This is a genomic window from Dietzia natronolimnaea (genome assembly GCF_002289575.1).
In the GTDB taxonomy this organism is placed as follows: domain Bacteria; phylum Actinomycetota; class Actinomycetes; order Mycobacteriales; family Mycobacteriaceae; genus Dietzia; species Dietzia natronolimnaea_A.
The window spans coordinates 1-21,486 of the sequence record NZ_NTGA01000016.1 but is presented as its reverse complement, the minus strand read 5'-3'; the positions used below and the strand labels follow the sequence as shown (position 1 = coordinate 21,486).

The 21,486-nt window shown below is 72.6% G+C and carries 23 protein-coding genes; 14 read left to right on the top strand and 9 right to left on the bottom strand.

All coding sequences use genetic code 11. The features are described 5' to 3' along the window. Together rfbD and CEY15_RS09090 are read left to right on the top strand one after the other, a co-directional pair. Complete coding sequence (gene rfbD, locus CEY15_RS09095; RefSeq protein WP_095718169.1) at nt 1-957, top strand: dTDP-4-dehydrorhamnose reductase; 957 nt, start codon at nt 1-3, stop codon at nt 955-957. 22 nt (nt 958-979) lie between these two features. Continuing rightward, the gene (locus tag CEY15_RS09090; protein ID WP_095718263.1) at nt 980-1,567 is read left to right on the top strand and encodes a YdcF family protein; all 588 of its coding nucleotides are present in this window, start codon (nt 980-982) and stop codon (nt 1,565-1,567) included. A gap of 20 nt (nt 1,568-1,587) precedes the next feature. Here the strand turns inward: CEY15_RS09090 and CEY15_RS09085 are convergent, their stop codons facing one another. After that, complete coding sequence (locus tag CEY15_RS09085) at nt 1,588-2,451, bottom strand: oxygenase MpaB family protein (RefSeq protein WP_031265107.1); 864 nt, start codon at nt 2,449-2,451, stop codon at nt 1,588-1,590. 195 nt (nt 2,452-2,646) lie between these two features. Here CEY15_RS09085 and CEY15_RS09080 point away from each other — a divergent pair, with 195 nt between their 5' ends. The 6 genes from CEY15_RS09080 to CEY15_RS09060 all read left to right on the top strand — a co-directional run bounded on the left by CEY15_RS09080 (nt 2,647) and on the right by CEY15_RS09060 (nt 6,414). After that, the gene (locus tag CEY15_RS09080; RefSeq protein WP_217987093.1) at nt 2,647-3,453 is read left to right on the top strand and encodes an SDR family oxidoreductase; all 807 of its coding nucleotides are present in this window, start codon (nt 2,647-2,649) and stop codon (nt 3,451-3,453) included. Nucleotide 3,454: 1 nt separating this feature from the next. After that, nucleotides 3,455-4,006, top strand: a complete 552-nt coding sequence (locus CEY15_RS09075) for an LpqN/LpqT family lipoprotein (protein ID WP_095718168.1) — start codon at nt 3,455-3,457, stop codon at nt 4,004-4,006. Nucleotides 4,007-4,082: 76 nt separating this feature from the next. Further along, entirely contained in the window at nt 4,083-4,742 is a 660-nt protein-coding gene (gene rfbC / locus CEY15_RS09070) for a dTDP-4-dehydrorhamnose 3,5-epimerase (RefSeq protein ID WP_095718261.1), read from the top strand. Between the two features lie 63 nt (nt 4,743-4,805). Further along, entirely contained in the window at nt 4,806-4,940 is a 135-nt protein-coding gene (locus CEY15_RS18975) for a hypothetical protein (RefSeq protein WP_281254059.1), read from the top strand. A gap of 116 nt (nt 4,941-5,056) precedes the next feature. After that, nucleotides 5,057-5,833 carry an enoyl-CoA hydratase gene (locus tag CEY15_RS09065; RefSeq protein WP_095718167.1) on the top strand — a complete coding sequence of 259 codons (777 nt, stop codon included), beginning with the start codon at nt 5,057-5,059 and terminating at the stop codon, nt 5,831-5,833. Nucleotides 5,834-5,886: 53 nt separating this feature from the next. Then, the gene (locus CEY15_RS09060) at nt 5,887-6,414 is read left to right on the top strand and encodes a protein-tyrosine-phosphatase (protein ID WP_095718166.1); all 528 of its coding nucleotides are present in this window, start codon (nt 5,887-5,889) and stop codon (nt 6,412-6,414) included. A 7-nt stretch (nt 6,415-6,421) separates the two neighbouring features. Here CEY15_RS09060 and CEY15_RS18475 read toward each other — a convergent pair whose 3' ends face one another. After that, nucleotides 6,422-6,583: a hypothetical protein gene (locus CEY15_RS18475; RefSeq protein WP_017837921.1), complete on the bottom strand. Its 162-nt coding sequence runs from the start codon at nt 6,581-6,583 to the stop codon at nt 6,422-6,424. 39 nt (nt 6,584-6,622) lie between these two features. On the opposite strand from CEY15_RS18475, the gene CEY15_RS09055 reads away from it, so the two are divergent. Further along, nucleotides 6,623-6,952, top strand: a complete 330-nt coding sequence (locus CEY15_RS09055) for a DUF4229 domain-containing protein (protein ID WP_095718165.1) — start codon at nt 6,623-6,625, stop codon at nt 6,950-6,952. Between the two features lie 42 nt (nt 6,953-6,994). On the opposite strand, the gene CEY15_RS09050 is transcribed toward CEY15_RS09055, so the two are convergent. The 3 genes from CEY15_RS09050 to CEY15_RS09040 form a co-directional block, all read right to left on the bottom strand. After that, entirely contained in the window at nt 6,995-7,822 is an 828-nt protein-coding gene (locus CEY15_RS09050) for a hypothetical protein (protein WP_176475063.1), read from the bottom strand. A gap of 67 nt (nt 7,823-7,889) precedes the next feature. Further along, complete coding sequence (locus CEY15_RS18970) at nt 7,890-10,454, bottom strand: ABC transporter permease (protein ID WP_095718164.1); 2,565 nt, start codon at nt 10,452-10,454, stop codon at nt 7,890-7,892. Then, complete coding sequence (locus CEY15_RS09040) at nt 10,451-11,206, bottom strand: ABC transporter ATP-binding protein (RefSeq protein WP_095718163.1); 756 nt, start codon at nt 11,204-11,206, stop codon at nt 10,451-10,453. The genes CEY15_RS18970 and CEY15_RS09040 overlap by 4 nt, the downstream gene beginning before the upstream one ends. A 230-nt stretch (nt 11,207-11,436) precedes the next feature. Between CEY15_RS09040 and CEY15_RS09035 the strand changes: the two genes are divergently transcribed. The 4 genes from CEY15_RS09035 to CEY15_RS18470 all read left to right on the top strand — a co-directional run bounded on the left by CEY15_RS09035 (nt 11,437) and on the right by CEY15_RS18470 (nt 15,677). After that, a complete protein-coding gene (locus CEY15_RS09035) occupies nt 11,437-12,459 on the top strand; it encodes a hypothetical protein (protein WP_095718162.1) in 1,023 nt (340 codons plus the stop codon). A 145-nt stretch (nt 12,460-12,604) separates the two neighbouring features. Continuing rightward, the gene (locus CEY15_RS09030) at nt 12,605-13,378 is read left to right on the top strand and encodes a hypothetical protein (RefSeq protein ID WP_095718161.1); all 774 of its coding nucleotides are present in this window, start codon (nt 12,605-12,607) and stop codon (nt 13,376-13,378) included. Between the two features lie 338 nt (nt 13,379-13,716). Beyond that, nucleotides 13,717-14,922: a hypothetical protein gene (locus CEY15_RS09025; RefSeq protein WP_095718160.1), complete on the top strand. Its 1,206-nt coding sequence runs from the start codon at nt 13,717-13,719 to the stop codon at nt 14,920-14,922. 149 nt (nt 14,923-15,071) lie between these two features. After that, nucleotides 15,072-15,677 (top strand): hypothetical protein, encoded by a 606-nt coding sequence (locus CEY15_RS18470; protein WP_176475062.1) that lies wholly within the window; start codon nt 15,072-15,074, stop codon nt 15,675-15,677. A 2-nt stretch (nt 15,678-15,679) separates the two neighbouring features. On the opposite strand, the gene CEY15_RS09015 is transcribed toward CEY15_RS18470, so the two are convergent. Genes CEY15_RS09015 through CEY15_RS09005 form a run of 3 tightly spaced genes read right to left on the bottom strand, consistent with a single transcriptional unit; the run spans nt 15,680 to nt 18,875 of the window. Beyond that, nucleotides 15,680-16,657: a 1,4-dihydroxy-2-naphthoate polyprenyltransferase gene (locus CEY15_RS09015; protein ID WP_245847441.1), complete on the bottom strand. Its 978-nt coding sequence runs from the start codon at nt 16,655-16,657 to the stop codon at nt 15,680-15,682. Beyond that, nucleotides 16,654-17,871 (bottom strand): o-succinylbenzoate--CoA ligase, encoded by a 1,218-nt coding sequence (gene menE, locus CEY15_RS09010; protein WP_095718158.1) that lies wholly within the window; start codon nt 17,869-17,871, stop codon nt 16,654-16,656. The genes CEY15_RS09015 and menE overlap by 4 nt, the downstream gene beginning before the upstream one ends. Before the next feature lie 20 nt (nt 17,872-17,891). Beyond that, a complete protein-coding gene (locus CEY15_RS09005) occupies nt 17,892-18,875 on the bottom strand; it encodes a 1,4-dihydroxy-2-naphthoyl-CoA synthase (RefSeq protein WP_095718157.1) in 984 nt (327 codons plus the stop codon). Nucleotides 18,876-18,898: 23 nt separating this feature from the next. Here CEY15_RS09005 and CEY15_RS09000 point away from each other — a divergent pair, with 23 nt between their 5' ends. Then, complete coding sequence (locus CEY15_RS09000; RefSeq protein WP_095718156.1) at nt 18,899-20,050, top strand: o-succinylbenzoate synthase; 1,152 nt, start codon at nt 18,899-18,901, stop codon at nt 20,048-20,050. A 234-nt stretch (nt 20,051-20,284) separates the two neighbouring features. Here the strand turns inward: CEY15_RS09000 and CEY15_RS08995 are convergent, their stop codons facing one another. Continuing rightward, nucleotides 20,285-21,241 carry a hypothetical protein gene (locus CEY15_RS08995; protein ID WP_176475061.1) on the bottom strand — a complete coding sequence of 319 codons (957 nt, stop codon included), beginning with the start codon at nt 21,239-21,241 and terminating at the stop codon, nt 20,285-20,287. Nucleotides 21,242-21,486: the final 245 nt, after the last annotated feature.

Below are 21,486 nucleotides of genomic sequence, written 5' to 3'. Positions count from 1 at the left end.
GTGGGTTCCGGGGACTCCTATCGCCCCACCGGGCTGGTGCGGATCCTCGTCACAGGGGGTCGCGGGCAACTCGGGCATGCGCTCTCCGGGGTGGCCCACGCCCCGGGCCGTGGCGAGTTGAACATCACGGACCACGCGTCGATTGCAGCGGCCCTCGAGCGCCACGATCCCGAGGTCGTCATCAACGCCGCTGCGTACACCGACGTCGACGGCGCCGAGTCCGACGAGGCGGGGGCCCGGGCGATCAACACCGACGGCGCGGGGTCGCTGGCGGTGGCCTGCCGCGATCGCGGGATCCGGTTGATCCACATCAGCACCGACTACGTGTTCTCGGGTGAGGTCCCCGGAGGCGGCGACCCGGCCACCGCCCCTGCGCTCCAACCAGACGATCCAGCGGCCCCCCGCACCGCCTACGGCCGCACCAAGCTCGCCGGTGAGCAGTCCGTGCTCTCGGCGCATCCGGAGGCGACCATCGTCCGGACCGCCTGGCTCTACACCGGGCCGAATCGCGAGAAGATCGACCTGGCCGGTAGCGACTTCGTGGCCACCATGGTTCGGCTGGAGCGCGAGCGGGACCAGCTCACCGTGGTCGACGACCAGTGGGGCTCGCCCACCTCGACGCAGGCGCTCGCCGGCGGTCTGCTGGAAATGCTGGCCGCCGAGAAGGCCGGCCGGGTCGACACCCGAGGTCTCACCCTTCACGCTGCCGGAGGCGGGCGCGCGACCTGGTGCGAGCTCGCCCGCGAGGCGTTCCGCCGGTACGGGGCCGACCCGGACCGGATCCGCCCCTGCAGCTCCTCCGAGTTCCCCCGCCCGGCGCCGAGGCCGACCTTCTCCGTGCTGTCCGACGCCTCGTGGCGGGCGGCGGGACTCGCGCCACTACCGGACTGGCGGGCCGACCTCTCCGCCGCGATCGCCGAGCACGCACACCGCGCGCGCGGTGGTCGTGACCGGTGAGCCCGCCGGTGTCCTCGGCGCCATGACTCCCTCCCGCCGCGACTCTCGCTCCCGCCGCGGTCCACGCCTGCGCCGCGCGGCGTTCGCCGCCGGAGCCATTGGCATCACCGCCGCCCTCGCCCTGTCCGCCTGGGGTGTGTTCCTACTCCACCCGCGCGCGGACGAGCCGGTCGCCGCCGATGCGGTGGTCATGCTCGCCGGCGCGAATGACGGCAGGCACGCCTATGCGCGTGAGCTGGTAGAGGCCGGGTTCGCCGACACGCTGGTGGTCTCCAACCCGGGAGGCAACTCGGAACGCATCGCCCGGCGGCTGTGTACGGGTGCGGGCCGCCCGGCCGGTGCGGAGGTGGCCTGCTTCGCTCCCGAGCCACGAACCACGTGGGGTGAGGCGCAGGCGGTCGCCGCCATCGCCCGGGCCCGTGGATGGGAGCGGATCCTCGTCGTCACCAATCGGCCCCACACCCTGCGGGCCGGTCAGTGGATGCGTGCGGCGACCGGGGTAGAGGTGCGGATGACGCCGATCGAGCGCATCGACTGGCCGATGCTCCCGGTGCACCTGGTCTGGGAGATCGCGGGGTTCGCCAAGGGGTGGCTCAACGGCCACTGGTAGTGACTACTGACAGCGGCAGCTCAGGCGGGTCGCGCCCTCATGGCGGAGGGCGCGGCGATGGGCGCGCGGGTTGTGAGCATCGGCGCCCCCAGGCCCTCGTGCGCCCTGGTGATGCGGCCGAAGACGGCGGAGCGGTCCATGGGGCGGTGGGGGAGGTCGAGGGCTCGACGGACGTCGGACGGCACGAGGCTCGCGGCGGCGTGGACCACCGTGACACACGACCGGTGGGCGGTCACGGACGTCCGCTCCAGGCCCCTGCACTCGCGCGCCGTCTCGCGCAGCCGTGTCGCGACGCTCCGGCCGGCGGTGGTCGCACGGGCGCGATCACGGGACGAACGGAGCAGTTGCTCGAGTTCGCGGACCGTCGTGGGGGAGACCCGGCAGCCGTGCAGGTGCGCGACGCCGGCCGTCTGACAGACGTACCGGTCGGACTCGTCCGGGGTGAGCGGTCGCGCGGCGAAGCGTTGGTAGGCCGCGAGAAGGGCCCACGTGGTGGCGGCGTGCGCCCACTCCACGAGCTCGGGGTCCGAACCGTAGTAGTACTGACCGTGCTCGGTGGTGCCGGAGAACGCGCGGTCGCGGTGGGAGTTCTCGATCGTCACCATCGCGTCGTCGACCGTGCCGAACGTGGTGATTTCGATGAGGTCGTGCAGGTACGCGTCCACCGACCAGGGGTCGTCGACCGCCCCCGCGGCGGCGAATGTGGACGCGTAGGCCGGGTTCGCCGCCAGCATGAGTAGTCCGGTGGTCACCCCGATCGGGGTCGCCGCATCGCCGTGGACACGCCAGATGGGGTCGCCCTCGCCGAACCAGCGGGGCCCCGGGATGTCCAGGATCGAGCACACAGGGGTATCCGCCGCACCGCGTGGGGCAAGTGGTGTCATAAGCACGCCCTGGGGTAGTTGTGCCGTGTGTGACGGCCGGTTGAGTCCTGACGACGACTGTAACTCCCGTCCCGCCTGTCGGACGGGATTCTCTGGGGGCGGCTGAGAAAATCCCGTGAACGTACGACTGCGACACGGCCTCTAGGCTGGGAGTGCACACCCGAGAGAGCGTTGAATCACACCAGGAGACACCACGTGAACCCTTCCCCCCTTCCCGCCCCCCGCACCGGCCCCGTCGTGCCCGACCGCTTCGCCGGGAGGACGGCCCTCGTCACCGGCGCGAGCCGGGGGATCGGCCTGGGAATCGCGCGGCGCCTGCTGTCCGAGGGGGCGTCCGTGGTGATCACCGCCCGCGGGCAGGAGGGGCTCGACGAGGCGGTCGCCGAATTGGGTGCGCCGGAGCGGGTGCTCGCGGTGGCGGGCAAGTCCGACGACGAGGACCACCAGCGCGAGGTGGTTGCCCGGGCCGAGCAGACCTTCGGGCCCGTGGACCTGCTGGTCAACAACACCGGCATCAACCCGGTGTTCGGTCGGACGGTCGACGCGGACCTGGCGGCCGCCCGCAAGATCACCGAGGTCAATGCGCTGGGCACATTGGCGTGGACGCAGAAGGTCTATCACTCGGGTCTCGGCGAGCGGGGTGGGGCGGTGGTCAACGTGGCCTCGATCGCGGGCCTGGCGCCCTCTCCGGGGATCGGGTGGTACGGCGCCACGAAGGCGCTGGTGATGCGGTTGACGCAGGAGCTGGCGGTGGAGGTCGGACCGGCCGTCCGGGTCAACGCCGTCGCCCCGGGCGTGGTCAAGACCCGCTTCGCCGAGGCGCTCTACACCGGCCGCGAGGAGCAGATGTCCGCCGCGTTGCCCGCGGGCCGGCTGGGGGTCCCCGACGACATCGCCGGCCCCGTGTCCTTTCTGCTCTCCGACGACGCCCACTGGATCACCGGGCAGACCATCGTCGTGGACGGCGGGGCGCACATCGTCGGCGCGGGACTGCAGGGCTGACATGGCCTCGATACAGGAGTTCTGCGCCTCGACGGGCCGCTCACTCGAGGCGAGCCCGCCGATGGCGGTCGCGGCGCAACCGTTGACCTGGGTGGACAACGAGCCGTGGCAGCGGATCGAGTCGCCGGAGCCGTCGGCCGTGATCTACGTGGACCCGGGTGCGCACCGCGACGGGTTCTCGCCCAACGCCGTGGCCACCTGTGCCCGCGTCGCCCCCGCCATGTCCACCGACGACGCTGTGACGATGATCGTGGCCACCGCGGAGGTGCTCACCGACTGGACCCTGCTGGAGGAGGTTGCGGGAGAGGGCGACGAGGACGCGGGCGCCGTGCGCAGCGTCTATCGCTTCATTCGCGGCACCTACACCGCCGAGCCCGGCGAGATGGCCACCTCGAGCCTGATCGTGGGATGGAGCGACGACGAGGCGACCTACGTCTTCCAGTTCGTCGTCACCGGGTGGCGCGAGGACGCGGGTCTGCACGACTCGGCCATGGACTGCCTGATGATCGGCGAGTGGACGGCCGGGCAGATCGTCGGCGCCATGCGGGGTTGACGCCTCGGGCGGTCACGGCGTGCCCCGCTAGGGTGGGCGGGTCAGGAGTCGGGTGGACAGGAAGGCGGGACCGCCGGTGCGGCTACGCGAGTTGAGCGTGACGGGGGCGTGGGAGATCACCCCCCGCCGGATCTCCGATGACCGCGGGGTCTTCCACGAGGCGTTCACCGACGCGGCCTTCCGCCGTCTGACAGGGCACCGCTTCGACCTCGCGCAGGTCAACGTGTCGGTCTCGGGCGAGGGGGTCCTGCGCGGCCTCCACTACGCCGAGGTGCCGCCCGGCCAGGCCAAGTATGTGATGTGCCCGTCCGGAACGGTCTTCGACGTGGTGGTGGACGTGCGTGTGGGCTCGCCGACGTTCGGGGAGTGGTCCGGGGTCATCCTCGACTCAGGCGATCAGCGTGCGGTGTACATCCCCGAGGGCGTGGCGCACGGATTCCTCTCCCTCGAGCCGCAGTCCACCGTGATGTACCTGTGCTCGGAGGGGTGGCGACCGGGCGCCGAGCACGGCGTGGACGCCTTCGACCCCCACCTCGCCATCGACTGGCCCTCCGTGGCGCTCGACGGCACCCCGATCACGCACGTGATGAGCGGTAAGGACCGCGACGCGCCGAGCCTGCTCGACGCCGCGGCCGCCGGTCGCCTGCCGCGGTGGGAGGACTGCGAGGCGCACGTGGAGCGTCTGCGGGAGGCCACCGCGCGGGTGGACGAGGAGTGGCGTCCTGGCGCCGACTGACATACCCTAGGGGGTATCGAACGATGCCCGGTCGGGTCGAGAACCCCCTTGAAGGAGAACGCCATGTGTTACCCCGTCGCCTGTTCCGTCTGCGGCAAGACCACCTGGGACGGCTGTGGTCAGCACGTCGACCAGGTCAAGGCCGCCGTCCCCGCTGAGCAGTGGTGCGGGGGTGAGCACCCGGCCCCGGCCGGCTAGTCCGGCGCGAGAGGTCGTCCACCCGCGGGGGCGGTGGTCTCCGGTCCGGGGTCGCGGACCCCTCCGGCGGGGTAGAACCAGGGGACACGTACTCCCGTCCCTCCCGGAGGCCCCCAGTGAGCACCCCCTACGTCCTCGTCGAGCGCAGCGGCCCGATCGCGCGAGTGACCCTCGACCGGCCCGAGCGCCGCAACCCCCTCTCGATGCAGATGATGCGCGAGGCCACGGCCGCCATCCGCGACCTCGGCGACGACCCGTCCTGCGGGGTGGTCGTGGTGACGGGGTCAGGCCCGGCACTGTCCGCCGGGCACGAGATCGGCGAGATGATCGACCGCACCCTCGACGAGGAGCGCGAGGTCTTCGACACCTGCGTGGATCTCATGGAGTCGATCCAGGCCATCCGCCAGCCCGTGATCGCGGAGGTGCAGGGCCACGCCATCGCCGCCGGGTGTCAGCTCGTGGCGACCTGCGACCTCGCGGTGGCCGTCGACACCGCGCGGTTCGGCACCCCGGGCGTCCGGATCGGCCTGTTCTGCTCGACCCCGATGGTGGCGGTCTCGCGGAGCATCGGCCGCAAGCGCGCACTCCAGATGCTGCTGACCGGTGAGACGATCGACGCCGCCACCGCGGTCGACTGGGGCCTGGTCAACGAGGCGGTATCCGCCGACCGGCTCCGGGCCCGGGTCGACGAGCTCGCCACCCGGATCGTCGACGCCAGCCCGCTGACGCTGGAGATCGGCAAGCAGGCCTTCTATCGCCAGATCGATCTCCCGCAGGGCGAGGCGTACCGCGAGATGGCCGAGACGATGGCCACCAACGCGATGACGTGCGACGCCCAGGAGGGCATGAGCGCGTTCCTGGACAAGCGCACCCCGCAGTGGCGTGGTGAGTGAGGCGGGGTCCACGCGGATCGTGGCCGTGACGGCGCCCAACTAGGATCTGCGGCATGGCGATCCGGGTGATGACGGTCTGTACCGGCAACATGTGTCGGTCACCGCTGGCCGAGCGTCTGCTCGCCGCGCGCGCCGCGGGAGCGGGTCTCGACGTGGCGGTGGAGTCCGCGGGGACCAGGGCGGTCAACGGTGTGGAGATCCACGCCGAGACCCGCCGGGTGCTCGAGGCGTACGGCGGCAGCGCGGAGGGTTTCGGCGCCCGGCTCCTGTCGCCGCGAGTGCTCGGGGGCCAGGATCTGGTTCTCACCGCCACGCGCGCCCACCGCGATGCCGTCCAGGAGATGGCGCCGCTGCTGTGGAAGAGGACTTATACGCTGCTGGAGGCGGCCCATCTGGCCGACTCGGACCGGGCACTGACGCTCCCGGGCCTGGCGCGGGCTCGCCTCGGCGTCGACACCGACGACCCGGCGTGGGACATCGAGGACCCGATCGGCCGCGAACCGGAGGTCTTCGACCGGACGGGGACGCAGATCAGCGACGCGGTCGACTCGATCGTCGATCTCCTGGCCCGCCGGGCGTGATGCCCGGCTAGGGGTCCAGGGGTTTACGCCCGTCGAGATCCCGAAGGAAATCAGGGTCGTCGTCCGGTGCGATCACGCGGGGCGGGGCCGGCCGTGAACCGGGCCCGAAGGCCCGCCACAGCAGAATCGCCACGGTCACCACTCCGATGAGTGCGAACAGCCAGATCACTCGAACCTCCTTTCCACCACGATACGTATCCTGGGGGTCATGAGCGAGCGAGACGAGTCAGCAATCCCGGCACAGGCGCCCGCCGGAACCAGCCCCGGTGCCCGCCTGGCCCGAAACATGATGTTCTACACGGTGCTGAGGCTGCTGATGGTCGTCGCACTGACCCTGATCGTCATCGGGATCGGGCGTCTCGCGGGCGTCGACGTGCCGGTCCTCGTCGCGGCGATCATCTCGGTGGTCATCGCGCTCCCGCTGTCGATGGTCCTGTTCACGCGCCTGCGTGCGGAGATCAACTCCGACATCTCGGCCGTGGACGCCAACCGCCGCGTCAAGCGGGATGACCTGCATCGTCGGATGGGCGAGGCCTGAGTCCTCCCGGGTCGGACCCGAGTCGATCGGGCCGGCGGTCGTTCAGCTGACCGGAGCGGGCAGGGAGGGGAGCCACTCCGAGCCGAATGACCCGTTCGGGTCATGGGATCCCATCCACCCGAACGGCGGCCACCCGGGCGCCTGAGGCGGCGGGGGAACGGCCGCGTCGGTTCCCGTCTCGGTCGGCACCGCGGTCGGCGCCGGTTCGGCGGATCCGGTGGTGGGTTGGCCGACCTGGTCCGCGGCCGTCGTCTCGCCAGCGTTGGGGGTGGTGGTCTCGGCGTCCCCGGGACCGGTGGGCGGGCTGGTGGGCGGGCTGGTGGGCGGGGTGGTCGGCGGCGTCGTCCCCTCGGGTGGGGTCGTCGGACTATCCGGGGTCGTCTCCTCGGCGGGCTCGCCCGGGCCGCTCTCGGTCGGCTCGTTGCGGTCCGTGGTGGGCTCGTCGTCGTCGAGCCACGGATCCCGCTCCCCGGCATCCGTCCGCGGCTGGGCGGGAGTCCACTGTGTGGCCGTGGTGCCCGTCTCGGGCTGGCGGGGCGGTGCGTAGGTGCCCGTCTCGTCGTCGGTGACGTACAGCGCCCCCGGTGCGGGTTGCACGCCGATGTAGTACCGGCTCAGGCAGTGGTCCGTGACGCTCTGGCTGCCATCGGTGAACACCGTCATCCCCGGTGTGCCGCCGTCGGCCTCGGTGGCGCACCGGGCGATGAAGCGGCCGGGCGGGGTATCACGCTCGCTCGATTCGGCCGCGGAGGTGAGGTCGGTGGCAGAGGCGGACCGCGGGGCCTCGGAGAGGACCTGCGGTTCCGGCTGTGCGCACGACGCCGCCACCAGCGCGATCGCGCCGGCGGACAGGAGCACCCGAGTTCGCATAACGATAGTGTCTCAGTTCTGTCAAAGGATGGCTACCGGTCGGGGCGGTGCGTCATGTCATCATCGGTCAGATTTCCGCCGCCCGTGTCCGCGCCGCCCCGATCGAGGCCAGGCAGGCGGCGAGAACGGCGGCCGCTACTCCGCCGACCCCCACGGTGACCAGATCGCTCACCGGCAGTGCTATGTTACCGGCGTTCGCAGGCCCCGTCATCGCGACCGCGCCGAGTCGGCCGAACGCCGCACCGAGGGCCACTCCGAGAGCCGAGGCGCTCAACGCCACCAGAGCCGTCTCCAGGACGAGCATCCGCCAGACGCCGGCCCGGGTGACGCCCACGCCCCGGAGGAGGCCGATCTCGCGCGTCCGTTCCCGGACCGACAGCGTGAGCGTGTTGACCACCCCCACCAGGGCAAGTGCCACCGCCACCGCGAGCAACAGTGCACTGGACGTCAGGACGGTCCGGACGGATCCCGCGACCTGTTCCCGCGAGGCGAACGTCTCGGTGACCGCCAGCGAGGGGTCGGCCTCCACGACCGCCGACCGCACCCCGTCGAGCGCCGCCTCGAGCCGCTCGCCTTCCAGCCCGCCCTCCATCCGGAGCCACTGCTCGGTGCGGGGGACGAACTCCTGGGGTACCTCCAGGCCCTCCGGCCAGGGCGCCCCGTCCGGCGTGAGCGCCGGGGGCCAGTCGGGAACGCTGCCCGGGTCGGCGAGGGCCCACTGGTCGGTGGTGCGACGGACCACCAGGTCCCGCGCGTCGTCGTCGGTGAAGAACCGGAACCGGACGGTGTCCCCGTCACGTGCGCCGGCGGCCACGGGAGAGGATTCGGGCAGGACGATCTCGCCCGGGCCGGGCAGTGTGATCTCCCGGCGCATCACCTCCGCCACCCGGGCCGGGTCGGCCACGCGCAGGACCGTTCGTCTGCCCTCGTCGTCGCGGGCGTACATGTCGACGACGACGAGGGACTCCGCCACCCCGTCCAGCCCCGCCAGCTGCTCGGGCAGCGCGCCGGGCAGGATCCCGTCGGGTGAGGTGACGGCGACGTCGAGTGGGACGCGGTCGACCAACCGGGACTCGATGGCGGGTCCCAACAGCGCGATCCCGGTGACCATGGTCGAGGTGAGCGTCACACCGACCAGCACGGCGGCCGAGGTGGCGGCCGTGCGGCGTGGGCTGCGCGCCGTGTTGCGGGCGCCGAGAAGACCGACGGGGCCGAGGGCCGGCCCGACGGCCGTGCCGATGACGCCGAGCAGGGTGGGCAGGGCCCCGGTCGTCACCGCAAGTACCCCGAGGAACGTGAGCACCCCCCATGCCCCGGCCTCGACCACCGACCGCGAGTCCACCGCGGATCCCATCGCCGTCCACCCCGCGGCCGCGACGGCGGACCCCGCCAGGACCATCACGAGGCGGCGCCACCACGGGTCGGGGAGGACGTCGGTCGGTCGGAGGGCCGCGAGCGGGCTACCCGCGGTGGCCCGCCACAACGCCGGGAGGGCGGTGAGCAGGGTGACCCCCAGCCCGACCGCGGCGGCGAGGGCGTACGCACCCGGAGGCACGGTGACCTCCTGGAGCGGGATCGTCACCCCGAGCCTCGGGGCCAGCTCCGTGGCCGCCGAGACCCCCGTCCGGCCCAGGGCCAGTCCGAGACCGGTGGCGAGGGCGGCCACCACGAGCGCCTCGGCGGCCCCGGACAGGCGCAGCTGCAGCCGCGAGGCGCCCAGGCAGCGCAGCAGCGCGGTCTCGCGGACGCGGGCGGCGAACACCACGGCGAAGGTCGTGGCGATCACCAGTGAGGCCACCGCCACGGCCAGGACGGTGAAGGCGAGCAGGGCCCGGGTGTAGACGTCGCGGCCCCCCACGAACGACTCGGCGAGCGCCTCGGCCTCCGCCGTGCCGGTGGAGACCTCCACGGCCGAGGTTCCCGGGAGGTCGGAGAGGCGTTCGGCTATCCGCGCCGCGAGGACGGGGTCGGGCACCGAACCGTCCCCTGCCACGCGTACGTCCCCGCCGGCGCCCGCCTGGGACCACTGCTGGATCTGATCGTCGACGGTGTACAGCGGGAACGCCGCCTCGAGATCGGGCTGGCCCGACAGGTCGAACAGGCCCACCACCGTGACGGGGGAGGGGTCGGAGCGGCCGGAGGGCCGGACCTCGAATGACGCCCCCAGGGGGATGTCGGAGTCCGCGCGCACGGCCACCTCACCGGGCCCGTCGGGCAGCCTGCCGGAGGCCAGCCTCTGCCACCGCAGGTCGTCGTCGGAGGACAGCGCCGTCGCCGTCGTCATCTGTTGGGCCCGACCCTCCACACGGACCCGGACGTACGATCGCGTGTCGACCGTGACCGCCCGGACCCCGGGAGTGGAGGCGATGGCCTCCAGGCCGAGCCGTTGCGCCTCGGCGGCCTCGGCGCGCCCGGCGTCGGAACCGGCGGAGGTGCGGTCGCCGAGGTTCTGCACGAGCACCGAGGTGCCCGCGTAGCGCAGGCCGAAGGTGGCGTCCGCGCTGGCCGAGATCGTGCGCAGGACGCCCACCGAGGCCAGGACGAACCCCACCGCCACGGCGATGGCCAGGACCGTGCCCAGGTAGCGGACCGCGTTCGCGCGGAGTTGGCCCAGAACCAGCCGGGGGTTCACGCGGGGGTCGCGCGCCGGCCGGCGAGCGTGCGCATGGCGGCGTCGACGGTGTCCTGGGTGGGGGAGTCGACCTCGTCGGCGATCCGCCCGTCGGCCAGGATCAACGCCGTGTCCGTGTAGGCGGCGGCGTGGGTGTCGTGGGTGACCATGACCACTGTCTGGCCGCTCTCCCGCGCGCACGCACCGAGCAGACCGAGCACCGCCTCCCCGGATTCGGAGTCGAGGTTGCCGGTGGGCTCGTCGGCGAAGACCACGTCGGGTCGGGGCAGCAATGCGCGGGCGATCGCCACCCGCTGCTGCTGGCCGCCCGAGAGCTCGTGCGGTCGTCGGCGGAGCAGGTCGCCGATCCCGAGCTCGCCCACCAGAGCGTCGAACCGGGCGCGGTCCGGGCGGCGCAGCGTCATCCGGACGGGCAGGGCGATGTTCTCGCGCACCGAGAGCGAGGGGACCAGGTTGAAGGACTGGAACACGAACCCGACCCTGGTCCGCCGCAGGCGCGTCCGCCCGGCGTCGCCGAGGCGGGTGATGTCGGTCGACCCGATGGACACCGTGCCCTGATCCGGGGTGTCGAGGCCGGCCAGGCAGTGCATGAGCGTGGACTTGCCGCTGCCGGAGGGGCCCATGATCGCGGTCCACCGCCCCTTGTCCACCGTCACGTTTACGTCGTCGAGGGCCCGGACCCGCACCCGGCCGCGCGTGTAGGTCTTGCGCAGGCCGCGCGCCCGGATCGCGATCTCGGGAGGTGGGGTCACGGGGGTCCTTCCGTCGGGCACGGCGTCAGCCTGTTCGGGCGTGGCGTTCGCCGCCGAGTGTATTGACCGGGTGACACCCCGACACCCAGTGCCCGACACGCCGGCACCCAGTGCCCGGCACCCCGACACCCGGCGCACGGGTGTGGTCAGTGTGACTGATGTGACGTATGGTGCACAGGTGACTGGGCTGCCCCGGTCGTGCCCCGCCCCCCGGACGACAAGGTGAATCCATGTTCCAGCGCCGCCCCCACAGCCCCGCCCCCCGCACTCGTTCCCTCGCTCTCGGAGGCGCGCTGGCCGCGCTCGCCGTCGTCGGGGGTGGGACCGTCGTCGCCGTGTCCGCGCCGACCGGCGTCGCCGCCGGCGACATCATGCTGGCGCAGAACGCGACCGGCCAGGATGCAGGGGTCCAGGACCCCGCGGCCGAGGACGCGACGGCCCAGGAGATGGAGCTCGGGGTCCCGGTCAACCTCGACCTCGAACCCGTGGTGGCCCGTGCCGCCGGGGGCACGATCCCGGCCGGCACCTCCATCCAGGTCACCGGACTGCCCGACGGTCTGACCCAGGACGGCTGGGTGATCTCCGGGACGCCCACCCGGGCGGGAGACTACGAGGTGCTGGTCACCGTCTCCAACGGACCGGTGTCCGAGTCCGAGAAGCTCACGGTCACCGTGGTCGATCCGTCGACCGCGACCGTCGGCGACGAGGAGGCCACGACCACTCCCGCTGCGACCGCCGACCCCGCGCCGACCACCGCTCCCGACGCCGCGACCACCACCGCTCCCGACGCCGCGACCACCACCGCGCAGCCGGCCCCGACCCTCTCCGCCGTGCCCGGTATCCCGGCGGCCGACGCCGTGGAGCCCGACGGTTCCGAACTCGATTCCACCGACGACGAGACGGGCACCACGCCCGACCTGTGCGCCGCCCTCGGTGACGGGGAGGTGGACGGTGCCTCGGTGGGCGCTCTCCTGCCGGCTCTCACCGGAGGCGGGGACGCGGAGACCTCCGGACTGCTCCTGGTCCTGGTGAACGCCGTGGTGAACATGCTCCCGTCGATCCTCGGGGACAGCGGCTCGACCCAGGACCTGGGGTCGGCCGGGCAGATCCTGTGCACCCTCTCGCCGTCGTTGCTGGGTGGCGAGTCCTCGGGCGGGGCCGATGCCGAGGCCACCGGAGGGGCGGCTCTCGGCAGTGCCCCGGCTGCGTTGCTCGGGATGTTCACAACCGGCGCGGGGAGTCTCGGAGACTGATCGCTGACGCTTCGCCGAAGCTCTACCGGACACCGGCCGATCGGGATACAGTCCTCCTGTCGAGAACAGGCGCCACTCAACCGTGATGGCGTGTGACCGCGTTCGTCGCATCCTGGTCCGTCTCCAGCTAAGGGGTCTCATCGCCATGTCCGCCCGCAGGGTCGTCACCGCCTCCGCCGCCGCCCTGATGGCGGTCGCGCTCTCCGTCCCGATCGTCAGTGCCCAGGCGGGGGGCGACGGGCCGGACGGCTCGGCGACGGGCAGCCTGGACCTCGGCAGCCTCATCGGGGGCAGCGGCGACTCCGGAAGCCTCCCGGGCGGGAGCGGCGAGGGCTCCGGAAGCGGCAGTGTGGATGACGGCAGTGTCGGTGAGGAGGGCAGCCTCGACACCGACAGCGCGGAGGACACCAGCGTGGGCGACCTCGCGCCGGAGTCCGAGGCGACGTGTCAGCTGCCCGATCTCGGCGGCTCGGTCGCCAAGTTCTATCCGCTGTTCGGCATCTCGGGTGTCCCGACCGCCGTCCTCGACTTCGTCACCTCCGCACTGGGGGGCTTCCCCAACCTGCTCGATGTGGTCGCGGGGCCCGGTGGAGGCGCGACTCTGGTGGGGCAGACCGGATCATTGACCGAACCGCTCTGCACGGCCGTCTTCGGCGGCGAGATGGTTCTGCCGCCGGTCACCGTCATCGTCGACGGGAACGGTAACCCGGTCACCACGGTCACCGGGACCGTCGCCCCCAACGGCACAGGAAGCTCTGGAGTGGGCAGCCTCGGCGGTGGGTCGGGCACGTCCACCTCGACCTCCCCCTCGAGTTCGACCTGGACCGCCGGCCCGGTCGGACAGGGTGCGGGTGACGTCCCGGCGTCTCGGACCGGAGCGGTCGCACTGCCGACCAGCGTCCCGACCCCCGGAGCCTGAGCGGCGACTTTCTTCCGGTCCAGAACCCCGAGCCTGCGGCCCGGTCCCCTTCAGGGGGCCGGGCCGCGGTCATTGTCGTGGCCTGGGCGGTCATGTCGTGGGTTGAGCGGGGGGTCCGGGCTGAGCGGGGAGTTGGTGGCGGCGCGGCGATAAGTTCGGACCCATCCGCGAGTGAATACCCCACTGGGTGTGTGACTAGTGAGACTCAGGAGAATTCTGTGACTATTGAGTCAGAAGTAGACAGTTGATGTGTACGGGGTTAGAGTGATTCTTGTAATGGTCTGCGCTCCCATATCCGGGGAGTGAGCGATCCGAACCCCTCCGGAAGGAACCAGCCGATGCGTGCTCGCCTCGCCCGCCCCCGTCGTATCGTCCGGGGTCGCCTCGTCGCCCCCGTCGCAGCCGCGGCCGCGGTCGCCCTCGTGGGCGGCGTCGTCGTCGCCACCCCCGACGCCCCGACGGTCCGCGGTGACGTCCAGACCGTCGCCGTCTCGGCCCCGGCGTTCAACGCCGGCGCCTCCTACTCGTTCGATCTCCAGGGTCTCGTCGGGGCCGGCGAGTGGAGTGGCATCGTCATCACCGAGGTCAACGGTCTGCCCGAGGGGCTGACCTACGCGGACGGCGTCATCTCCGGAACCACCGCGGCCGCGGGCGTCTACACCGTGTCGGTCGTCGGCACCCTCGGCGGCCAGCCGGTCACCATCCCCGTGACCCTCACCGTCAACAACCCCGACGGCACCGCTCCGATCGGGGCCGAGGCCGGGTCCGCCGCCGCCGTCGAGGGCAGCCTCGGGGGCGAGGCCCAGGCCGGCGGGCAGATCACCACGGGTTCCGCGGGCACGGATGCCATCCTCGGCGCCGTCGTGAGCATCGTGACCTCGCTCGGAGGGGAGTCCGCCGGCGAGATGGTCACCGGATCGCTCGGCACCGGCGGGACGACCCCCGACGCCCCGGGTCAGACCCCTTCCGCGCCGCTCGGCAGCGACGCCAACGGGCAGCTCGACCTGGGGAGCCTGGCCGGTGGCGCCCCGGGTGACGACACCACCCCCGACGCCGGATCGCCGCTCGGGTCGGCGGGTAACGCGGGCGGGCAGGCCGGTGGTGAGGTGACCGGCGGTATCGACACCGAGAGCCTGGGGCCGCTGGGCTCACTGATCGACACCGGCGGTCAGACCGGGTCGACCACGGAAGGTGAGACCACCACCGGAGGCGACCTCACCGCGGGCGGTGGGCTGAACACCGTCGGCCAGGTCGAGGTGCCCGGCTCTTCCTCGCCCGTCGACTCCGGGTCCCTCGGGGCCCTCGCGCCCGGCCTCGCCTTCACGGGGATCGCCCTGCTGGGCCTCGCCGGACTCGGCCTGGCACTGGGCGGCGGGTCCTCCGCCCCGGGCACCTCCTCGCTGCTCCCCGCGCTTCCGGGCACATCCACGGGGGGCTCGAGCAACGGTGGTGGATCGGCCGGATCGACCGCCCCCACCGTCGCGGCCGGTGCGCCCAGCACCGTCCAGGCCCCGGGTCCGACGGTCGCGAACGGCCGCGGCTGAGACCCACGAACTCCCGGCGGCCGCGCAGGCCGCCGGTGACCACGTCCACCCCGAGTCCCTCTCATATGATGAGAAGGCCTCGGGGTGACGTGCATTCGTGGGTTACGGTGGCCTGGATCGCACTCGGACCCGACCCCCGGAAGGCACGCATGCACCTCACCCGTCCCGTCATCGCCTCCGCCGCCGCCCTGGCCGCCATGGCAGCGATCGGGGTGGCGTCGGGGCAGGTGGAGTCCCCTGACGCCGCGCCCGTCGTGATCGAGGCCACCGAGGTTGCGCCGGCCGCGTTGCCGTCGCTGAGCTTCCCGGTGGGCGTCTACATGGAGAACCGCGTCAGCGATCAGGTGACTCTCCCGCCCGGCGCGACACTGCAGTTCCAGGGTCTGCCGCCAGGGCTGACCTACAACCCGCGGACCACCGCCATCCAGGGGGTGCCGACCACCCCGGGTGTGTACCGGCCCGTGGCGACCGCCTACATCGGCGGCATCCCCGTGCGGACCGAGACGACCACCGTCACCATCACCGGACGTGCAGGCGGGGGAGCGCCGGCTCCGGCACCCGCCCCCGTGGCGCCGCCCGCCCCTGCCCCGGCCCCCGCGGCACCGCCTGCGCCCGGCACCATCGCCATTGCCGATATCGACGCGCTCCCGCTGCCGATCGAGGTGAGGGACGCTCTCCGAGGAGCCGCGCTGGCGATCAACGACGGTATCCGGGCGGCCTGGGACGCCGTGCCCGAGGGGTCGCTCGGCAAGTAGTGCTATAGGGAGGCGATCAGCATCCCGGCGCTGACCAGGACGCTCCAGGCGAGCATGGCCATCCCGGCCACCGTGAGCGCGGGGATGAGCCCGGCGCCCGTGGCGCGCGCCCGGACCGGCGCGTTGGCCTTCCACGCGACCGGCATCGCCAACAGACCCAGCAGCGCCCACGGCGTCGCCGGGATCAGCGCCAGCGTGGCCAGGAGCGGCACCAGCAACTCCAGGACGGCGTGCAGGCCCCGGGTTCGTGAGTCGCCCAGCCGGACGGCCAGCGTGATCTTGCCCGCCTCGGTGTCGGACGGGATGTCCCGCAGATTGTTGGTGAGGTTGACCGCGCAGGAGAAGCTGCCCACGGCCACCGCCGCGACGAGCGCGTACCAGGTGACGGACCCGAGCTGGGTGAACTGGGTGCCGGTCACGGCCACCAGGCCGAAGAACACGAACACCGCCACCTCGCCGAGCCCGCGGTACCCGTAGGGGGTCCTGCCGCCCGTGTAGAACCAGGCGGCGAGGATGCACAGCAGGCCCACGGCGATCAGCCACGGCGCCGAGGTGACGCTGAGCGCCACCCCGGCCAGACCGCCCAGACCGAGGAACGCGAACGCCGCCCACTTCACCGCCTGGGTGCGGGCGAGTCCCGACCCCACGAGACGCAGCGGGCCCACGCGGTCGTCGTCTGTTCCGCGGATGCCGTCGGAGTAGTCGTTGGCGTAGTTGACGCCCACGATGAACGACCACGCCACCACCAGTGCGAGTAGCGCCTTCCACCAGACGAAGCCTCCGGCCAGCGCCGCGGCCGCCGAACCCACCAGGACCGGGGCGAACGCGTTGGGCCACGTCCGTGGTCGGGCCCCCTGGAGCCAGTCGGACAGGGAGGCGCCGGCGGGCCTGGCGGGATACTCGGGGTGCTCGGGGTGCTCGGGGTGCTCGGGGTCCTCGGGGCGCTCGGCGGCATCGGAGAAGTCGGTCTCGCGGGTCATCCTCCGATTGTCCCATCGACGAACCGCGCCGCGACGGTCCGCCGGTCGATCTTGCCGCCCGGCAACAGGGGAAGTGCGTCCACGACGGCCACCGCGGCGGGCGCCGCGTGGGCCCCGAGCAAAGAGGTCACGTGGGAGCGGAGCTCGTCCGAGGTGACCGCGGTCCGCAGGGTGACCGCCGCGACGGGCCGGGTGCCGAGGCGGGCATCCGGGATCCCGACGACGACGACGTCGACCACCGCGGCGTGCTGACGGAGCGAGTCCTCGACCGCCTGCGGCAGGAGCGTGAGCCCGCCGACGCTCAGCGCCTCGTCGAGTCTGCCCAGGATCCGGAGCCTGCCGTCCTCACCGACCCGTCCGGCGTCGTCGGTCCGGAACCATCCTGCGCGGGCGAACGCCGGGTGACCGGGTGCGTTGCGGTACCCCAGGGCCACCTGCGGGCCGGATAGCCAGACGCGGCCACCGTCGTCATCGTCGATCTCCACCGTCACCCCGGGGAGCGGTTCGCCGTCGTACACACATCCGCCCGCGGTCTCGCTCATGCCGTAGGTCCGGACCACCCGGATGCCGGCGGCGGCGGCGCGGGCGAGCAGCTCCGGGGCGGCCGCTGCTCCGCCCAGCAACACGGCGTCGAGTGAGGCCAGGGCGGTCACGGCCTCGGGCGGGCCGTCGTCGAGGACTTTGGCCAGCTGGCCGGGGACGAGGGAGGTGTAGGCGCGGGTGGGACCGCCGCCAACGCCCGACCCGGTGCTGGCGCCCGCCCGGCAGGCGTCCACCGCGTCCGGGAGGGATGCCGGATCGAATCCCCCGGTCACATCCATCACCACCGGCTCCAGACCGGCTCGCAGGCTGCGCAGGATCACCTGCAGGCCGGCGATGTGGTGCCCGGGAAGTGCCAGCAGCCAGCGGCCCGGCCCGCCGAGGAACGCATCCGTGGCGGACGCTGACGCGGCCAACGCCGAGGCCGAGAGCATCGCCCCCTTGGGAGTGCCCGTCGAGCCCGAGGTGCTCACCACCAGCGCGGTGCGGTCGTCGACGGGGTCACCGGGCCGCATGGCGTCCGAGAGCAGGCGCGTGCGCACGGGATCATCGGCCGGGACAGGCAGCAGGGCCGGGCCGCGGTCGTCGAGCAGCTGCTCCAACTCGGGGTACAGCTCGGCCACCGCCGTGCCGCCGGGGACGGGCACAACGCGCAGGTCGCGGGTGGCGGGCATGGACCGGTTCGGTTCTCTGATCAGTAGTAGTAGGGGAAGTCGTCCCAGTCCGGGGCGCGCTTCTCCAGGAACGCGTCCCGGCCCTCGACGGCCTCATCGGTCATGTACGCCAGACGCGTGGCCTCGCCGGCGAACACCTGCTGGCCCATGAGGCCGTCGTCGGTGAGGTTGAACGCGAACTTGAGCATCCGCTGCGCGGTGGGCGACTTTCCGTTGATCTGCCGCGCCCACTCGATCGCGGTGTTCTCGAGCTCGGCGTGGTCCACGACCCGGTTCACGGCGCCCATCTGGAACATCTCCTCGGCTGTGTAGGCCTGACCAAGGAAGAAGATCTCGCGCGCGAACTTCTGGCCCACCTGCTTGGCCAGGTACGCGCTGCCGTACCCGGCGTCGAAGGACCCCACGTCGGCGTCGGTCTGCTTGAACCGGGCGTGCTCGCGGCTGGCCAGGGTCAGGTCGCTCACCACGTGCAGCGAGTGCCCGCCGCCCGCCGCCCATCCGTTGACCAGGCAGATCACGACCTTGGGCATGGTACGGATCAGCCGCTGCACCTCGAGGATGTGCAGCCGCCCGCCCTCGGCCTTCACCCGCGCCTCGTCGACCTTGTCGGCCGTCGCGCCGGCCACGTCCGAGTCGTGCTCGGTGGAGTACTGGTACCCGGACCGCCCACGGATGCGCTGGTCCCCGCCCGAGCAGAACGCCCAGCCGCCGTCCTTGGCACTCGGTCCGTTGCCGGTGAACAGCACGGTGCCCACATCGGGGGAGCGGCGGGCGTGGTCGAACACCCGGTACAGCTCGTCCACGGTGTGCGGACGGAAGGCGTTGCGCACCTCGGGGCGGTCGAAGGCGATCCGCACGATCCCGTCGGCCCGGCTCTCGCCGACGTGGCGATGGTAGGTCAGGTCCGTCAGGTCCTTGCCGCCCCGGAAGCCCTCGACCTCCCGCCACTGCGACGGATCGAACGGGTTCGCGGTCTCGCCCTGCGCTGCGCTGCTCTCGGTCATGGGTTCGACGTTAGCGTGGAGCCATGACATCCGTACCGGGCCCCGAGTCGATCGACGATCTGCTCGCCCGCGTCCACGTGGTGGCCCTGCCGATGCGGGTCCGGTTCCGCGGCGTCACCGAACGCGAGGTGGCACTGGTCGAGGGTCCGGCCGGGTGGGGCGAGTTCGGTCCCTTCCCGGAGTACGAGGACCCCGAGGCCGCCCACTGGCTGCGCTCCGCGCTGGAGATGGCGTGGCAGGGCCCGCCGCTGGCGCTGCGCTCGCGGGTTGCCGTCAACGCGACGGTCCCTGCGGTCTCGGCGGGCGAGGTGGCGGGAATCCTTGAGCGGTTCCCCGGGTGCGGCACGGTCAAGATCAAGGTGGCCGAGAGGGGGCAGCAGCTCGTCGACGACGTCGCGCGGGTCGCCGCGGTCCTGCAGGCCCGCCCCGACGCCCGTGTCCGGGTCGACGCCAACGGGGCATGGACGGTCGCGGAGGCCGCGCACGCGGTGCGGGTCCTGGACCAGGCGGTCCGAGCGGTCGACTCCCGGCGCGCTCCGGGCACGGGGCCGGTCGCCCTGGACGGCCTGGGCCTGGAGTACGTCGAGCAGCCGTGCGCCACCGTCGATGAGTTGGTGCAGCTGCGCGCGCGTCTGGCCGCCGACGGGGTGCACGTGGACGTGGCCGCCGACGAGTCCATCCGCCGGGCCGAGGACCCTCTCCGGGTGGTGAGGGCGGGCGGCGCCGACCGCGCGGTGGTCAAGGTCGCCCCACTGGGCGGGCCCCGCAGACTCCTCGCCGTGGCCGCGGAACTGGGTGTGCCCGTCACCGTCTCGAGCGCGCTGGACTCGGCGGTGGGGGTCGCGGCCGGGGTCGCTGCGGCCGCGGCGCTCCCGGGTGTCCGCTCCGGGGCTGGCCGAGCGGGAGGCGGCGGAACGGCGGGCGACGGAGCGGCGGGCGGCGGAGCAGCGGGCGGCGGAGCAGCAGGCGACGATGACCTCCCCGCCGCCGGACTGGCTACCGGCGGGTTCTTCGTGGAGGACGTGGTGGAGCCCGGCGTGTTCTCGCTGGTCGACGGCCATCTCCCGGTGGCAGCGGTGGCCCCGGACCCGGCGAGGCTGGAGGGCCTGCGAGCGAGCGCCGACCGCCGGGACTGGTGGCTGGAGCGGATCCGCCGCTGCCACGCCCTGCTCTGAGCTGCCACCCCCGCGCTTGTCCCGAGCCGCTTGCCGCCATGGCGTCTGGCGCGCACCGATGCGCAGGCGGGACGCCCTCGCGACGGGCGGCTGCGGTACAGATGGGCATGCGCGCGAGCGAGACGCCAGATGCGTGCGCGAGACGCCAGGCGCATCAGCGCCTGCACGGGCCGGCGAGTGTTGTGGCCGGCGATCTTCCCCGAGTGGTCGACGGTACGCATACTGCAATCGCCCTCAGGCCCCGCGGCGCGGCCCCCGGCCGAGTGACTCCTGGAGTCTCATCGCCTCGCGGATGAGGGGCACGATCCGGCCACGCCGGTAGTCCTCCCATTGCCATCTCCTGAAGATGTTGCCCAGCGCTTCAATCTCGTTCTGGCGATTCTTCTCATCGCGTAGCTTCCGGCGGACGCCCGCCTCGCCGTCGTCGATCCCGTACTTCCCCGAACCGTCCGCCTCCCCGACGAGTCCCCATTCCTTCCAGTACATGTCGACGAAGGTCCGCGAGCCGTCCGGGAGGACGAACTCATGCTGGAGCCGGGGCATGGGGAGCCCGGCGCGGGTGATGGCGACCCGGCTCAGTGACTCGAGCACCGAGTGGGCACCCGGGTCCGCGAATGCCACCACTGCGCGGGCCCGCGCGATGCCGACTCTCCCGGCGGCGGCGTCGAGTTCGGCCGCCAGTTCGGCCCGGGTGCACAGAGAGTGACGCAGAGCCTGGTCGGCAGCGCAGACGGCGCCGGTGAACGGGCTCGTCCGCGCCACGTCGACGATCGTCCGCGCCGGAGTCGTGACCGGGATGCCATCGAGCTCCGTCACAGCGTCACCGAGATCCAGGCTGTGGCAGATCGCGCTCTCGCCCCGCCTGCTCCCGCTGCCCGGACGGTGCCTTGTCGTGGTGACCCGCCGAGTGTCCAGATCCTGGGCGGGCAGACCGTGCAGCACGAGCGCGGAAGTATGCGACATCACCGTGCCGGGGCTGATGAACCTCGCAGAGGCGCGCGAGCGCATCTCGAGGATGGCTTCGGCCTCGTCGGGACCGGTGGGCAGGTCGGCGGCGGGCACGTAGACACCGTGACGGAGACGGTAGAGCTGTCCGGTGCGCTCTGCGTGCTCCCGCGCTCGGCGGCTGTAACCCCGGGCGAGTAGTTCGGACGAGGTGATGACGGGTGGGCGAGGTCGGTCTGTGCTCATGGACACGCAGTATCGGTCTCGCCGGCCCGGCTTCTGCGGCGTCGGACTGCGTGATCCGTCCCGGCTGTGGAGGGGGCGCGGGGTGTGGAGGGTCTTGCCGCGACTGCCGGGCCGGCCGGGCGACTGCGGGGCCGGGCTTTCGGAATGGGTCGGCGGACCGCTCCGGTAGCAGGCGGCGCAGGCGCCCGCCGGCATGGCGTCTAGCGCGCACCGATGTGGTTCCCCCCGAATCGTGGAGGGTTTCC